Raw genomic sequence first — 15,717 nt, forward strand, 5'->3', positions numbered from 1 at the left:
TCTCTCATCAAGTGATTAGTGCATCAACATGCGCGGGGGATACTCACCAACTCAGCGACAGCCGCCTGCACGCCAGGCTTTGCGGGGCATTAGGCCGTTGCCCGGTCATATCGAAAAACTTTAACGACCTGAATTAGCGAGTGCTAAAACAGTTTTCACTCGGCTTTTCTCATGCCGGCGCTCGGCGGTGCAGTTATTAAGCCGAACCCGTTATATCAGCGAACTTTTTTAAAAGCTTGATAACGGAATCAGGAGAATAACAATGCGGCTTAGTATTTTTGGCCTTGGTTATGTCGGCGCGGTATGCGCAGGCTGTCTCTCTTCGCGTGGTCATGAAGTTATTGGCGTGGATATATCCGCGACCAAGATCGACCTGATCAATAACGGCAAGTCGCCGATCGTCGAACCGGGACTCGAAGAGCTCCTCCAGCAAGGTATTCGGGCCGGCCTGCTGCGCGGCACCACCGACGTCGCCGAGGCGATCCGCGATAGCGAACTGTCGATGCTCTGCGTCGGCACGCCGAGCAAGAAGAACGGCGACTTGGCGCTGCATTTCATTGAGTCGGTGTGCGCGCAAATCGGTGTCGCCCTGCGCGAAAAGTCCGCCTGGCATGGCGTGGTGGTGCGCAGCACGGTGCTGCCGGGGACGGTGAAGAACTTCATCATCCCGATCCTGGAAGAATGCTCCGGAAAGAAGGCCGGAGTGGACTTTGGCGTCGCGGTCAACCCGGAGTTCCTCCGCGAGAGCACCGCGATCAAGGACTACAACTTCCCGCCGATGACCGTCATCGGCGAGCTGGACAGCCGCTCCGGCGACTTGTTGCAGGACCTCTACCAAGAGCTCGACGCCCCCATCGTGCGCAAGAGCATCGAGGTGGCGGAAATGATCAAGTACACCTGCAACGTCTGGCACGCCACCAAGGTGACCTTCGCCAACGAGATCGGCAACATCGCCAAGGCGGTCGGCGTCGATGGTCGCGAAGTGATGGACGTGGTCTGCCAGGACCACAAGCTCAACCTTTCCAAGTACTACATGCGCCCCGGCTTCGCCTTCGGCGGCTCATGCTTGCCCAAGGACGTGCGCGCCCTCAACTACCGAGCCAGCCAGCTGGATGTCGAAACTCCGCTGATCGCCTCGCTGATGCACAGCAATGACGCGCAAGTGCTGCATGCCTTCGACATCATCACCAGCTATGACAAACGCAAAGTCGCCCTGCTCGGCCTGAGCTTCAAGGCCGGCACCGACGACCTGCGCGAAAGCCCGCTGGTGGAGCTGGCCGAGATGCTCATCGGCAAGGGCTTCGACCTGCGTATCTACGATCACAACGTCGAATACGCACGGGTCAACGGCGCCAACAAGGACTACATCGAATCGAAGATCCCCCACGTGTCGTCGCTGCTCGACAGCGATCTGCAGCGGGTCATCGAACACGCCGAGATCATCGTCCTGGGCAATGGCGACGAACGTTTCCGGAGCGTCGCCGAGCAGGTCCCGGACGGCAAGCAAGTCGTCGACCTGGTCGGTTTCATGGCGCACGCCAGCGAGGGCAACCGCGAAGGCATCTGTTGGTAACACTTGAACCTGGCGGGCGCGGCTCGGCTGATGCCGTGTGCCGCGCTCGCCAGAAAAGCTCAGTTTTGCTGGCCGCCAAGTGACGGACCGCAACGCCGATGGCGTGGCCGCAAAACGCATTGATAGCTGAAGAACCCTTGCGGGCTGCTGGAAGCGCATTGGCGAAGCGCGAATTCGCCCTGTCCGAAACCGATGGCGGACGCACCGACGATGGAGAGATTCACGCAAGGGTTTATCGAAAGCGCTGGCTGGCTGCTCTACCTCAGCGTGCTGATGGGCATTGCCCTGGCGGTGCCGCAGACCCTGTTCGACCCACAGTCCAAACAGTTCTTACTGCTGATCGGCGCGGTCGGCATCTGGCGCTACTCCATGGGCGCCGCCCATTTCCTGCGCGGCGTGTTGTTCCTCTACGTCGTCTACCCGCACTACCGCCGCAAGGTCAGAAAACTCGGCAAGGCGGCGGACCCTTCTCATGTGTTTTTGATGGTTACCAGTTTTCGCATCGACGCGCTGACCACCGCTATGGTGTATCGCTCGGTGATTGAGGAAGCCATCGCCTGCCATTACCCCACCACCGTGATCTGCTCGATCGTCGAGTTGTCCGATGAGTTGTTGATCAAAAGCCTGTGGGCCAAATACGACCCACCGGCGCGGGTCCGGCTGAAGTTCGTGCGGATTCCCGGTACCGGCAAGCGCGATGGCCTGGCCAATGGTTTCCGCGCCATCTCCCGTCTGCTGCCCGATGAACGAGCGGCGGCCGTGGTGATCGACGGCGACAGCGTGCTGGAGCCGGGCATCGTACGCAAAACCGTGCCGTATTTTCAGCTCTTCCCGAATGTCGGCGGGCTGACCACCAACGAGTTCTGCGAGGTGCGCGGCAGCTACATCATGAGCGAGTGGCACAAGCTGCGGTTCGCCCAGCGCCATTTGAACATGTGCTCGATGGCGCTCTCCAAGCGCGTGCTGACCATGACTGGGCGCATGTCGATGTTCCGCGCCAGCGTGGTGACCAACCCGGAGTTCATCGCCGACGTCGAGAGCGACCACCTCGAACACTGGCGCTTGGGGCGTTTCCGTTTCCTTACCGGCGACGACAAGTCCAGCTGGTTCAGCCTGATGCGCCTGGGCTACGACACCTTCTACGTGCCGGATGCGGCGATCAACACGGTCGAGCATCCGCCGGAAAAGAGCTTCTTCAAGGCCAGTCGCAAGCTGATGTTCCGCTGGTACGGCAACACCCTGCGGCAGAACTCGCGGGCCATGAAGCTTGGCCCACGGCGCCTCGGCTGGTTCAGCACCCTCGTCCTGTTCGACCAGCGCGTGTCGATGTGGACCTGCCTGCTCGGCCTGACCGTGGCGATCATCGCCAGCCTCAAATACAGCATCGTCTACCTGCTCATCTATCTGTTGTGGATCGGCACCACCCGGCTGGTCCTCACCCTGTTACTAACCGTCACCGGCCATCCCATCGGCCCGGCTTATCCACTGATTCTTTATTACAACCAGATCGTTGGCGCGCTGGTGAAGGTGTACGTGTTCTTCCGCCTCGATCAACAGTCATGGACCCGGCAAAACACCCGGCTCAACCGCGATCTGGCCAGTTTCCAGCGCTGGTTCAACACCTGGTCGTCGCGTTCCATGACCTTCTCTGCCGCCAGTTTGTTCATCGCCACGCTGCTGCTCGTGGTCTGAGCAATCCACATGGATCCACGCAGGAACACCTCAATGAATACTGCCGTGAACGTTGACGTTGTGCATGAATCGGAAATCCAGCGCCAGCACGCTCGCGTACGACTTCCTACCAGGATCCGTTTCGCCGGCAAGCACAAGCAGGCGAGCGAATACACCTTGCAGGAGCTATCGGCCGGCGGCTTCAGCTATGAGGCAGGCAAAGCGCCGGTTTCCGCTGGCGACTACCACCAGGGCAAACTGCTGTTCGCCATCGACAACCTGGACCTGAGCATGCCGGTGGAGTTTCAGGTGCGCTCGGTGAATGCCGCCAACGGTCGGGTCGGCTGCCAGTTCCATAACCTCAAGCCGCGCGACATCGTCACCTTGCGGCATCTGATTACTGCGCACCTGTCCGGTGAGCTGGTCAGCGTCGGCGAACTGCTCAGTACCTTGCAACGCGACAACTTCAGCCGCCCGCGCAAGGAAAAAGCCGCCAGCCTGGGCTTTTTCGGTCGCCTGCGCGCGATGCTGATCAGCCTCGGCGTGCTGGCGGTCGGGCTGGCCGCATTCGTGTTCATCAGCAAGTCGCTGTATGACCTGTATTTCGTCACCCACGCCCAGGCCGCGCTGGTCAGCGTTCCCAGTGTGCAAGTCAACATGCCGCGCGAGGGCACCGTGCAGAGCCTGATCGGCGCAGACGGCTTGGTCACCAAGGGCGCACCGATCGGCACCTTCAGCACCTCGATGCTGGAAATGCTCAAGGGTCACCTGAACGACAGCGACCTCAAGCCGGCGAAGATCGAGGAGCTGTTCGGCAAGCAGATGAAGGGCACCCTGACCAGCCCCTGCGACTGCACCCTGGTGCGCCAACTGGTGGCCGACGGTCAATACGCGAGCCGGGGCGAGGTGATCTTCGAGCTCGCCCCGCGTGGCAGTCAGGCAAGCATTCAGGCGCGCTTTCCCTACACCAAGTTCAACGAAGTGGGACCGGGCACGCGGGTCAGCTTCGTGGTCGCCGGAGAGCATGAATCGCACAGTGGCAAAATCGTCAGCAGCAACCTCGACCTGGATAGGAACAACGATCTGGCCGGTGAAATTCACGTGCAGATCCTCCCCGATGAGCCGCTCGACAATGCCTTGGCCGGGCGCCCGGTGGAGGTCAGCGCGGGCAGTGGCCCCTCATTTAACTGGCTGATTGAGAAAGCCAAGGCCATGGAGCTTTTCGGAGGATCGCCTCGTGGTTAATCGCGCCGCGCAACCTTTATTCCTCCTCTTCGCCACGCTGGGCCTGGCCAGTTGCGCTGGCCTGCCCGACCAGCGCCTGGCTCAGGAAGCCATGGCGCGCGGCGACACCGCCGTTGCCGAGCAGAACTACCAGCAGCTTGCCGACATGGGCTACACCGAAGCGCAGGTCGGCATGGCCGATATCTATGTGGAAAGCGGCGACCCCGCGCAGCTGCGCAAGGCCGAGGCGACCTACCGCCTGGCCGCCAGCGACTCGCCGCGCGCCGCCGCGCGCCTCGGGCGGCTGCTGGCCAGCAAGCCGGGGGCCAGCGATGCCGAGCTGCACGAAGCCGAAACCCTGCTCAAGCAAGCCATGGCCGCTGGCGAGCAGAGCACCCTGATGCCGCTGGCGCTGCTCTATTTGCAACATCCGCAGAGCTTTCCGCAGGTGAACGCGCAGCAGCAGATCAGCCAATGGCTCGCCGCCGGCCAGCCGCAGGCAGAGCTCGCGCAAATCCTCCTGTATCGCAGCCAGGGTACCTACGAGCAGCATCTGGCCGACGTCGAACGGATCTGCACAGCGGCGCTGGCGACTCAGGATGTCTGCTACGTCGAGCTGGCCACGGTGTACCAGAAGCGCGGTCAAACCGAGCAGCAACAAGCTCTGGTCACGCAGCTGCAAAGCGCCTATCAGAGCGGCGCGGTGCCCCCGCAACGGGTCGACGCGGTCGCCCAGGTGCTGGCCGATCCAGACCTCGGCGCGCCCGACTTCCCCACCGCCAAGGCGTTGCTGGAAAGCATCGCGCCGAGCTACCCGGCGGCCTGGGTGAGCCTCGCCCAGTTGATCTACGACGCACCCGACCAGGGTAGTGTCGACGAGCTGCTCGGCTACCTGCAGAAGGGTCGCGATGCCGCCCAACCGCGCGCCGAGCTGCTCCTCGGCCGGCTGTATTACGAAGGCAAGTTGATCCCGCCGGACCCATACAAGGCCGAACAGCATCTGCTCAAGGCGGCGCCCAGCGAGCCGAGTGCCAACTACTACCTTGGGCAGATCTACCGCCGCGGCTATCTCGGCCAGGTCTACCCGGACAAGGCCCTCGACTACCTGCTCAGCGCCGCCCGCAGCGGCCAGAACAGCGCCGATTACGCCCTCGCCCAATTGTTCACCCAAGGTCGCGGTATCCAGCCCGACCCGGTCAACGCCTATGTGTTCAGCCAACTCGCCGTGCAGGGTGGAAAACCCGAGGCATCGGCGCTCGCCGCGCAGGTCGAACAACAACTGACACCCGCCCAGCGTGACCAAGCGCAACAACGTTTGCACGCCGAGCGGCAGTTCCGGGGTGATAGCACTATGCTGCCTGCTGCTGGCACTAACGTTCTGCATATCGAGCCGTCCGTCAGCAGCACCGTCGACCTTCGCCCATAACGGAATTGACTATGAAACGACACCAATGGATTCGCGCTAGTTTGACTCTTCCCCTGCTGTGCAGCGCCCCGGTCTGGGCCGCCGCACCTTCGGCTGACAAGCCGTACGGTCTGGACATCAAAATCACCGCTCAATCCGAGGACGACCGCGACCTCGGCACGCGCGATGGTGGCGACGTCAACGGCATCGGTATCGATCTGCGTCCGTGGGCCTACTTTCAGAGCGGCAACTGGAGCGCCTATGGCATGGCCCAAGCGGTCAGCGCCACCGACATCATCGAAACCGACACCCTGCAGAACGATGATCTGGGCACCGAGGACAGCGCCAACGACAGCCGCGAGCCGGACAAGAGTTACCTGGCCCTGCGCGAATTCTGGATCGGTTACTCCGGCCTCACCGCCTACCCGGGCGAAGAACTGCGTCTGGGCCGGCAACGCCTGCGCAATGACGACAGCCTGTGGCGCGACACCAATATCGAGGCCCTGAACTGGACCTTCGATACCACCCTGCTGCGCGCCCATGCCGGGGTCGCCCAACGCTTCAGTGACTACCGCACCGATATCGACGATCTGGCTCCCGACGATGAGGATCGCCTGCATGTCTACGGCGATATCGCCACGCAATGGATGCCGGGCCACTGGGCGGGCCTCAACCTTCATCACAGCCGCGACGACGGCGACCTGGCGAGCCCCGGCGAACCCGTCGACGACCTGGACAAAGACACTACCGGCGACCTCACCTGGGTCGGCCTGCAAGCCAACAGCGACGCCTTCAACCCGCGCAACGAACAGCAACTCAATTACTGGGGCAGCCTGATCTGGCTGACCGGTGACCGCGACCAGCTGCTCACCGGCACCGCGCCCACCGGCCAACGCATCGCACTTGGCAAAGAGAGCGGCGACGTCAATGCCTGGGGTACCGACCTCGGTCTGCGTTGGAGCTTCGACCAGAACTGGCAAGCCGGCGTGGCCTATGCACGCGGTAGCGGCGGTGGCGATGACGGCAAGGAAAACTTCCAGCAGACCGGCCTGGAGAGCAATCGCTCCAGCTACACCGGCACTCGCTCGCGCGTGCACCGCTTCGGCGAGGCGTTCCGCGGCGAGCTGAGCAATCTGCAAACGGCGACCCTGTTCGGCTCCTGGCAACTGCGCGACGAGTACGACGCCAGCCTGGTATTTCACCAGTTCTGGCGCGTCGATGGCGACCAGGACGTGGGCAGCAATGGAATCAACGCGGCGCTGGCCAGCAACGACAAGGACATCGGCCAGGAAGTCGACCTGGTGCTCACCAAGTACTTCAAGGAAGGCTTGCTGCCGGCCTCGATGAGCCAGGCGATCGACGAACCCTCGGCGCTGCTGCGTTTTCGCGGCGGGATGTTCTTCTCGGGCGATGCCTATGGCAGCGGCGTCGACTCGAAGATGCACCGCGCCTTCGTCGACGCGATCTGGCGCTTCTGATGCGGAGGATCGGGATATGAAGCGGTATGGCGGGGAGCCCCGGCAAACACCGACCGTAGGCTGGGTTAGCGGCGAGGAGCACGAGTTCGCTGGTCAGTGCCAATCTGTCGCGCCGCGTAACCCGTCGCGGCACGGTTCGATGGGTATCGCTGCGCTCGACCCATCCTACGGGGCAGGCACCTCGGATCGCCCCCTCCCCCACCGGAGATGTCTGGGGTGAGGGGCTCAGCCGCTAGCCTGGCTGCGGACCGCGTTGGGGAGAGGGCTGGCGTCCGGCAACCCACCCTATGCCCCGGCCCCTCTCCCGTAAACGGGAGAGGGGTGACTCTGCTCGCCGCCTTGCTGCTGCTCGGCAGCACCGCCGCTCTGGCCAGGCCGCCGGACGCGGCGCTGGTCCCCAGCACGACCCAAGAACTGCGCGAAGCCAAGACCTATACCGTTACCAGTGCACCGATCGAACCCTTGCACCTGGCCAAGCCCAAGCTGCCCGATCTGTCCGGCTACAGCGCCGCGGCGGTGCAGGCCAAGATCCAGCGCAGCAAGCCCGGCCGGATAACGCTGCGGCGCATGCTGAGGCAGGACGCGTTGAAGGAGTTCGTCGGCGGCAACAACCGCCTGGCCGAATGGGTCAGGCGCCAGCGCGGCATGCCGCAGGCAATCTTCATCGAGGGCGGTTACGTCAACCTCGCCGAGCTGGCGCAGAATTTGTCCAAGCAGTACTTCAGCCAGACCGCCAAGGGTGTGTATCTGGCGCGCCTGCCGATCGTGGTGGCGCAGGGCGCGACCCTGCATATCGACCGCCAGACCCTGCGCCTGTCGCAGGAGCGCGGCGCCTTCCTGGTCAATGACGGCAAGCTGTTCATCGAAGGCAGCCAGATCATCGGCTGGCGCGAGGCGGCCAACGCCGCGGCGAGCTTCCGCACGGCCAAGGAATTCCGTCCGTTCCTGCTGTCCTGGGGTGGCACCGAGACCTACATCGTCAACAGCACGGTGACCAGCCTTGGCTACGACGAGAGCAAGTCCTACGGCCTGAATATCTCGCAGTACTCGCCGGACATGCGCAAGCGCATGGGCCGCGCCGCGCCACGCGGCTGGCTGATCGACTCGGAGTTCGTCGACCTGTGGTACGGCTTCTATTGCTACGAAGCGCAGGACATCGTGGTCAAGGGCAACACCTACCGCGACAGCCTGATCTACGGCATCGACCCGCACGACCGTTCGCAGCGCCTGATCATCGCCGGCAACACCGTGCACGGCACCAAGAAAAAGCACGGCATCATCGTCTCCCGCGAGGTCAACGACAGCTGGATCTTCAACAACAAGAGCTACGACAACCAGCTCTCCGGCATCGTTCTCGACCGCAACAGCAGCAACAACCTGGTGGCCTACAACGAGGTGTACCAGAACCGTGCCGACGGCATCACCCTCTACGAAAGCTCGAACAACCTGCTGTGGGGCAATCGCGTCGTCGACAACGCGCGACACGGCATCCGCCTGCGCAACAGCGTGAACATCCGCCTGTACGAGAACCTCGCCGCCGGCAATGGGCTGAGCGGCATCTACGGGCACACCAAGGACCTCTCCGACACCGACCGCGACATCGCTCTCGACCCCTTCGACACCAAGGTGTCGATGATCGTGGTCGGCGGCAAGCTCGCCGGCAACGGCTCAAGCCCCTTGGCCATCGACTCGCCGCTGAGCGTCGAGCTGTATCGGGTCGACATGCTGATGCCGAGCAAGACCTCGGGCATCAGCCTCAGCGGCATCCTCGGCGAGCGCCAGGAAGAAATTCTCGACCTGCTGGTACGCCAGCAGAAAGCCGTGCTGATCGACCCGGTGGAAAGCCAGGCCGAACTCCAGCAGTGAGGACAATCGCCATGCAAGCACACAACCGAATGGGTCACTGGATACGCCTGGCGCCGCTGGCCCTGACTTTGTTCGCCGCCAACGCAGTGCTGGCGGAAAACCCGCCGCTGGCCCCGGCCTACCAGGCCAAGCCCTGCTGCAACCTATGCCCAGCGGCGCACGATGCCAGCCGCTACACCAGCAACTACCAGAAGAACTTCATCACCCTGGTGCAGGCCCAGGGCGACTGGCTGTTCCGCACCCGCGAAGATCTGCGCACCGAGTTCGACACCACCCCGGCCGGCTACCGCCGCTTGCAACAGCTGCACGATGCCTTCCAGAGCAAGGGCATCGAACTGGTGCTGGTCTATCAACCGACCCGCGGCCTGGTCAATCGCGACAAGCTCAACCCGGCACAGATGGCCAGCTTCAACTATCAACGGGCGCTGACCAACTACCAGGCCATGCTCGGCCGCTTCGCGAAGATGGGCTACCACGTGCCGGACCTCTCGCCGCTGGCCGACGAGCAGGAAGAACACGCCTTCTACTTCCGCGGCGATCAGCACTGGACCCCTTACGGCGCGCAGCGCGTGGCCAAGCGCGTGGCCGCGACGATCAAGCAGCTGCCCGTCTACCAGGGCATCCCCAAGCGCGAGTTCGTCAGCGAGGTGATCGGCCGCATGGGCAAGCGCGGCACCCTGCACAACGTCGCCGGCCAGCTGTGCGGCACCAGCTATGCCATCGAATACATAGACCAGTTCGCCACCGAACCGAAGGACGCGAGCGGCAGCGACGAGCTGTTCGGCGATACCGGCAACCCGCAAATCACCCTGCTCGGCACCAGCCAGAGCGGGCCGGACTACAACTTCGCCGGCTTCCTGCAGGAGTACATCGGTGCCGATGTGTTCAACGCCGCCGTCCCCGGTGGCGGCCTGGAAGGCGCGATGATCGAATACCTGGGCAGCCAGGAATTTCGCGACCACCCACCGAAGATCCTGATCTGGGAACTCTCCCCGCTCTATCCCCTCGATCAGGACAGCAGCTACCGCCAGCTGTTCGCCTTGCTCGACAACGGCTGCGCCGACAAGCCAGCCGTGCTATCGGCCAAGACCAAGCTGCGCCCCGGCAGCAACGAGGTGCTGGTCAACGGCAGCAACGGCCTCAAGGACGTGCGCAACGGCCAATACCAGATGGACATCCGCTTCGCCGACACCTCGGTGAAGACCCTGCAGGCCACCCTCTGGTACCTCAACGGCCGGCGCGAGACGTTGAAGATCGAGAAGCCGAAAACCACCGAAACCGACGGCCGCTTCGCCTTCGAACTGCGCGCGGACCAGGACTGGGCCGACCAGACCCTGCTCTCCCTCGAGTTGCAAGGCCCGCCAGCGGGCAGCAAGCCGCTCGCGGTCGAGGCCAAGGTGTGTCAGCGCAACCGCTTCTCCGCCCCGGCGCAGCACACCGCCCAGGCCGAGCCATGAGGACGCCGTGATGCGTGCCCAACGCCTGCTGCTCAGCCTCCTGACTTGCACCCTGTTCGCTACCGGCACGGTGCAAGCCGCCGGGCTGGTGCCGCCGCCCGGCTATTACGCCGCGATCGAGCAGGACAAAAAAGCCGAGCCCCAGGCCTGTGCGCTGGCGACGCCGACGCCCTATACCGACGCCCTGGTGTTCCGCAGCAAGTACGAAGGCTCGGGCCAGGCGCGCGCCACCCTCAACCGCGAAGCCGAAAAGGACTTTCGCGAGAAGACCAAAGCCATCAACGAACTCGAGCGCGGGGTCAACAAGCAGGTGATGCGCTACATGCAGGACAGTCACCCGCAAAGCCTGCAATGCACCCTGCAATGGCTTACGGCCTGGGCGCAGGCCAACGCGCTGCTGTCCACCGACTACAACCACACCGGCAAATCGATGCGCAAATGGGCGTTGGGCAGTCTCTCGTCGGCCTGGCTGCGCCTCAAGTTCAGCGAATCGCAACCGCTTACGCCGTACGCGCCGCAGAGCCAGCAGATCGAAGCCTGGTTCGCCGAAGTGGCCGAACAGACGGTCAAGGACTGGAGCGACCTGCCGCTCCAGCAGATCAACAACCACTCCTACTGGGCCGCCTGGTCGGTGATGGCCACAGCGGTGGTGACTGACCGCCGCGATCTGTTCGATTGGTCGGTGCAGCAATTCCAGGTAGCCGCCGGCCAGGTCGACAGCGACGGCTTTCTGCCCAACGAATTGAAGCGCCAGAAACGCGCGCTCGACTACCACAACTATGCCCTGCCGCCGCTGGCGATGATCGCCGCGTTCGCCCAAGCCAACGGCGTGGACCTGCGCGACGACCACGACCAAGCGCTGCGCCGCGTGGCCGAGCGGGTCATGCAGGGCATTGCCGATCCGCAAGCCTTCGTCACCAAAGTCGGCAAGAGCCAGAAAATTCCCGACCTCGACGAAGCCGGCAAATTCGCCTGGCTGGAGCCGTACTGCACGCTGTACCGCTGCAGTGCCGAGACGTTGAAGTGGAAGCAGTCGATGCAACCGCTGAAAAACTTTCGCCTCGGTGGCGACCTCACCCAGCTGTTCGAGCCCAAGGCGGAGGAGAAGGAAAAGAAAGGCTGAACGGTGGATCGCCACCCGGTGGATAACGTTTCGCGGTCATCCACCGGGTGGCGATCGATCCTCATGAATTGGATGAACCGTTCGTAGCGCGTAGCCCGGATGAAATCCGGGGAAAGTCATCACCAGCCTTCCCGGATTTCATCCGGGCTACGAAGCTACCGAGATCAGTCCCCTCTCCCACGGGTGGGAGAGGGTTAGGGCGGCCCGCGTAGGGAGAGGGAAAAGGCTCAAGCGCAACTCGCCAACCCAACCCTCTCCCCCAGCCCCTCTCCACTAGGCGTGCCCCCGTAACGGGAGAGGGGAGCAAAGCGGCGCCGTAAGTATGTCCGAGCGATGTACGTTCCGGCCTCCGAGATCAGGCCGTACCGGATGAAATCCGGGAGCACCACCCCACCCGCACAGCAGATGCGAACGGGCGCCACATCCTTAGCGACAACCGGGGAGAAACAGCTGGGCCTGCGGGCCCTGACAGTTCTTCAGCGGAGAAACGCGGATGGTTTTCTCATCCAACGTGTTCCTGTTCCTGTTCTTGCCGACCTTTCTCGGCTTGTACTACTTGAGCGGGCCACGTTTTCACAATCTGCTACTGCTGATCGCCAGCTACGTCTTCTACGCCTGGTGGCGGATCGACTTTCTCGCCCTGTTCGCCCTCGTCACCCTGTGGAATTTCTGGATCGGCCTCAAAGTTGGCGCCGCCGGGGTGCGCACGCCGCTGGCCAAGCGTTGGCTGATCCTCGGCGTAAGCTTCGATCTGGCCATCCTCGGCTATTTCAAATACGCCAACTTCGGCGTCGACAGCCTCAATACGCTGATTACCTCAATCGGCCTCGAGCCATTCATCATTACCCACGTGCTGCTGCCGATCGGGATCTCGTTCTACATCTTCGAATCGATCAGCTACATCATCGACGTCTACCGCGGCGACACCCCGGCTACCCACAAGCTGATCGACTTCGCAGCCTTCGTGGCGATCTTCCCGCACCTGATCGCCGGCCCGGTGCTGCGCTTTCGCGATCTGGCCGGGCAATTCAACAACCGTACCCACACCCTCGATAAGTTCTCCGAGGGCTGCATGCGCTTCATGCAGGGCTTCATCAAGAAGGTCTTTATCGCCGACAGCCTGGCGCCGCTGGTCAGCCATTGCTTCGCCCTGGAAAACCCCAGCGCCGGCGACGCCTGGCTCGGCACCCTGGCCTACACCGCGCAGCTGTATTTCGACTTTTCCGGCTACAGCGACATGGCCATCGGTCTCGGCCTGATGATGGGCTTCCGCTTTCTGGAAAACTTCAAACAGCCTTATATCAGCCAGTCGATCACCGAATTCTGGCGGCGCTGGCATATCAGCCTGTCGACCTGGCTGCGCGATTACCTGTACGTCAGCCTCGGCGGCAATCGCGGTGGCACGTTCGCCACCTACCGCAACCTGTTCCTGACCATGCTGCTCGGCGGCCTGTGGCACGGCGCCAACATCACCTTCGTGTTGTGGGGCGCCTGGCACGGCATGTGGCTGGCCATCGAGCGGGCGTTGGGCGTGGATGCGGCGCCGCGGCGCTTCAATCCGTTGAAATGGGCGGCGACCTTCCTGATGGTGATTCTCGGCTGGGTGTTGTTCCGCGCCGAGAACCTGCATGTGGCCGCGCGCATGTACCAGGCGATGTTCAGCTTCGACTGGCAACTCTCCGAGCTGGGCAGCGCCGCCCTCAGCGATCTGCAAGTGGCGACGATGCTGATCGCCTACCTCAGCCTGGCCTTTTTCGGACTGCGCGACTTCTACACCAAGCCGCTCGCCAATGCGGCGCCCAAGGCCGCGGTCGACGACATCGCCAGCAACCCTGCCCCGGGTATTGCCGAGAGCCTGCCGGCGGCTTCCAGCACGGCAGTCCGCCTCGCCTCAAGCTGGACGGCCTACCTGCACTGGCCGCTGTTGCTCCTGCTGTTCGGCGCCTCGCTGTTGAAACTCTCGGCGCAGAGTTATTCGCCCTTCCTGTACTTCCAGTTCTGAGGGCGAACACATGAACCGATCCCTGCGCATTTTCTACTCCGCCCTGTTCCTCGCCCTGCTCCTGGTGCTCGGCGGCCTGTCGCTGCGCGCCTTCAGCGACTACAGCGTGCCGCCGGGCACCACCTGGCTCGACGGCAAATGGGCCAAGGCACTGGAAACCCGCTACGACGCGGAATTCCCGCTCAAGCGCCTGGGCACTAACCTGTGGGCCGCACTGGATTACACGCTGTTCGAGGAGGGCCGGCCGGGGGTGATTCTGGGGCGCCAGGACTGGCTGTTCAGTGACGAGGAATTCAAACCGGTGGCGCGCGGCGAGCAGCATATCGAGGACAACCTCAGGCTGATCCGCGGCGTCCAGCAGACCCTTGAGCAACGCGGCATCGAACTGCTGCTGGTCATCGTTCCGGCCAAGGCGCGGGTGTATCCGGAATACCTCGCCGAAGAACAGCCGGCCAGGCTGCAACGCGGGCTGTATCGACGCTTCCACGCCGATCTGGCCAAGGCCGACATCGCCGCGCCCGACCTGCTCGCCATGCTGCAGCAGGGCAAAGCCAACACCGCGCTGTTCCTGCGCACCGACACGCACTGGACCCCGCAAGGTGCCGAGTTGGTGGCCGCCCATCTGGCCCGCATCATTCAGCGGGAGGCGCCACTGTCCGGCGCGGCGCAGCAGTTCGTCACCGACATCGACGCGTCCCGGCCGTACCACGGTGACCTGACCCGCTTCCTGCCGCTCGACCCATTGTTCAGCAAGCTGCTGCCGCCGCCCGATCCGCTGCAAGTGCGCAGCACCCGCGCCGTCGACAGCGGACAGGCCGACGAAGCCGCGGCGCTGTTCGCCGACCTGCGCATTCCCCTCGTGTTGGTGGGTACCAGCTACAGCGCCAATCCCAACTGGAACTTCCTCGGCGCGCTGCGCCAGGCGTTGGGCAGCGACCTGCTCAGCTATGCCGAGGACGGGCACGGACCGCTGTTACCGATGCTCAAGTACCTGCAAACCGATGCCTTCAAAGACTCGCCGCCACAGTTGGTGATCTGGGAATTTCCCGAGCGTTACCTGCCGATGGCGACTGACCTGAGCCAACTCGACCCACAGTCGGTCGAGCAGCTCAAAGCCGCCGCCGCGCCAGGTCAACGCCTGACTGCCACGGCCAAATGATCCGCGCTAAGGAGAAACCACCCATGAAGAACTCCCCGCTGGCCAACTCATTCAATCGTCACCGCGCCATCGCCATCTGCACTTGGCTACTTGTCGGACTGTTCAGCTGGCAGGCCCAGGCCGCCGTCGACGCCGCGCTCTATGGGCCGTCTGCGCCAAAGGGGTCGACCTTCGTGCGCCTGTACAACGCCAGCAATCAGGAGGTCAGCGCCAACGTCGGCAACACCAAGCTCGATGACGTCGGCCCGCTGGCCAGCAGCGACTTCAGCTTCATGCCGGGCGGCAGTTATAGCGCGCAGGTCGGTGGCCAGACCGTGCCGGTCCAGCTCGATTCCGGACGCTATTACACCTTGGTCAGTCTGCCGGCCGGCCAGCCACGCCTGGTGGAGGAGAAACCCTACACCAACAAGCAAAAAGCCCTGCTGCGCGTGCAGAACCTCAGCAACACGCCACTCAGTCTGAAGACCGCCGACGGCAAGACCGCGGTGGTGGATAACGTCGCGCCGCAGGGTTCCGGCGACCGCGAGATCAACCCGGTCAAGGTCAACCTGGCGCTGTACGACGGCGACAAGAAAGTCAGCGATCTCAAACCGGTGACGCTGGAACGCGGCGAGGTGGTGTGCCTGTACGTCACCGGCAGCACCGGCAAGCTCGCCCCGGTCTGGGTCAAGCGCCCGCGGGCGTCCAATTGAACATTCACAACGGTAGCGCCGTAGCCCGGATGAAATCTGGGGAAGTCATCACCGGCCCTCCCGGATT

General features: G+C 63.3%; 11 protein-coding genes. All 11 read left to right on the top strand.

Translation table 11 applies throughout. From position 1 onward, the window contains the following. The first annotated feature begins 262 nt into the window (after positions 1 to 262). Positions 263 to 1,573, top strand: coding sequence for a nucleotide sugar dehydrogenase (locus NVV93_RS14830; RefSeq protein WP_258251398.1), 1,311 nt, complete (start codon positions 263 to 265; stop codon positions 1,571 to 1,573). A gap of 210 nt (positions 1,574 to 1,783) precedes the next feature. Beyond that, complete coding sequence (gene alg8 / locus NVV93_RS14835) at positions 1,784 to 3,265, top strand: mannuronan synthase (protein ID WP_258251399.1); 1,482 nt, start codon at positions 1,784 to 1,786, stop codon at positions 3,263 to 3,265. A 33-nt stretch (positions 3,266 to 3,298) separates the two neighbouring features. Continuing rightward, complete coding sequence (locus tag NVV93_RS14840; RefSeq protein WP_258251400.1) at positions 3,299 to 4,489, top strand: PilZ domain-containing protein; 1,191 nt, start codon at positions 3,299 to 3,301, stop codon at positions 4,487 to 4,489. Next, positions 4,482 to 5,894, top strand: a complete 1,413-nt coding sequence (algK, locus tag NVV93_RS14845) for an alginate biosynthesis TPR repeat lipoprotein AlgK (protein WP_258251401.1) — start codon at positions 4,482 to 4,484, stop codon at positions 5,892 to 5,894. The genes NVV93_RS14840 and algK overlap by 8 nt, the downstream gene beginning before the upstream one ends. Positions 5,895 to 5,905: 11 nt before the next feature. Continuing rightward, positions 5,906 to 7,351 (top strand): alginate export family protein, encoded by a 1,446-nt coding sequence (locus NVV93_RS14850; RefSeq protein WP_258251402.1) that lies wholly within the window; start codon positions 5,906 to 5,908, stop codon positions 7,349 to 7,351. A 321-nt stretch (positions 7,352 to 7,672) separates the two neighbouring features. After that, on the top strand, positions 7,673 to 9,217 hold the full coding sequence (algG, locus tag NVV93_RS14855; protein WP_258251403.1) for a mannuronan 5-epimerase AlgG: 1,545 nt from the start codon (positions 7,673 to 7,675) through the stop codon (positions 9,215 to 9,217). Between the two features lie 29 nt (positions 9,218 to 9,246). Beyond that, complete coding sequence (locus NVV93_RS14860) at positions 9,247 to 10,674, top strand: alginate O-acetyltransferase (RefSeq protein WP_375162931.1); 1,428 nt, start codon at positions 9,247 to 9,249, stop codon at positions 10,672 to 10,674. 10 nt (positions 10,675 to 10,684) lie between these two features. Next, on the top strand, positions 10,685 to 11,797 hold the full coding sequence (locus tag NVV93_RS14865) for a mannuronate-specific alginate lyase (protein ID WP_258251405.1): 1,113 nt from the start codon (positions 10,685 to 10,687) through the stop codon (positions 11,795 to 11,797). A gap of 493 nt (positions 11,798 to 12,290) precedes the next feature. Further along, the gene (locus tag NVV93_RS14870) at positions 12,291 to 13,799 is read left to right on the top strand and encodes an MBOAT family protein (protein ID WP_258251406.1); all 1,509 of its coding nucleotides are present in this window, start codon (positions 12,291 to 12,293) and stop codon (positions 13,797 to 13,799) included. A gap of 10 nt (positions 13,800 to 13,809) precedes the next feature. Next, on the top strand, positions 13,810 to 14,958 hold the full coding sequence (locus tag NVV93_RS14875) for an alginate O-acetyltransferase (protein WP_258251407.1): 1,149 nt from the start codon (positions 13,810 to 13,812) through the stop codon (positions 14,956 to 14,958). 23 nt (positions 14,959 to 14,981) lie between these two features. Then, on the top strand, positions 14,982 to 15,650 hold the full coding sequence (locus tag NVV93_RS14880; RefSeq protein ID WP_258251408.1) for an alginate O-acetyltransferase AlgF: 669 nt from the start codon (positions 14,982 to 14,984) through the stop codon (positions 15,648 to 15,650). Positions 15,651 to 15,717 lie beyond the last annotated feature (67 nt).

This window comes from Pseudomonas sp. LS44, assembly GCF_024730785.1.
In the GTDB taxonomy this organism is placed as follows: Bacteria; Pseudomonadota; Gammaproteobacteria; order Pseudomonadales; family Pseudomonadaceae; genus Aquipseudomonas.

Coding starts and splice junctions, on each gene's coding strand:
- NVV93_RS14830 (WP_258251398.1), top strand. CDS start 263: ATGCGGCTTAGTATTTTTGGCCTTGGTTATGTCGGCGCGGTATGCGCA.
- alg8 (WP_258251399.1), top strand. CDS start 1,784: ATGGAGAGATTCACGCAAGGGTTTATCGAAAGCGCTGGCTGGCTGCTC.
- NVV93_RS14860 (WP_375162931.1), top strand. CDS start 9,247: ATGGGTCACTGGATACGCCTGGCGCCGCTGGCCCTGACTTTGTTCGCC.
- NVV93_RS14870 (WP_258251406.1), top strand. CDS start 12,291: ATGGTTTTCTCATCCAACGTGTTCCTGTTCCTGTTCTTGCCGACCTTT.
- NVV93_RS14865 (WP_258251405.1), top strand. CDS start 10,685: ATGCGTGCCCAACGCCTGCTGCTCAGCCTCCTGACTTGCACCCTGTTC.
- NVV93_RS14850 (WP_258251402.1), top strand. CDS start 5,906: ATGAAACGACACCAATGGATTCGCGCTAGTTTGACTCTTCCCCTGCTG.
- NVV93_RS14840 (WP_258251400.1), top strand. CDS start 3,299: ATGAATACTGCCGTGAACGTTGACGTTGTGCATGAATCGGAAATCCAG.
- NVV93_RS14880 (WP_258251408.1), top strand. CDS start 14,982: ATGAAGAACTCCCCGCTGGCCAACTCATTCAATCGTCACCGCGCCATC.
- NVV93_RS14875 (WP_258251407.1), top strand. CDS start 13,810: ATGAACCGATCCCTGCGCATTTTCTACTCCGCCCTGTTCCTCGCCCTG.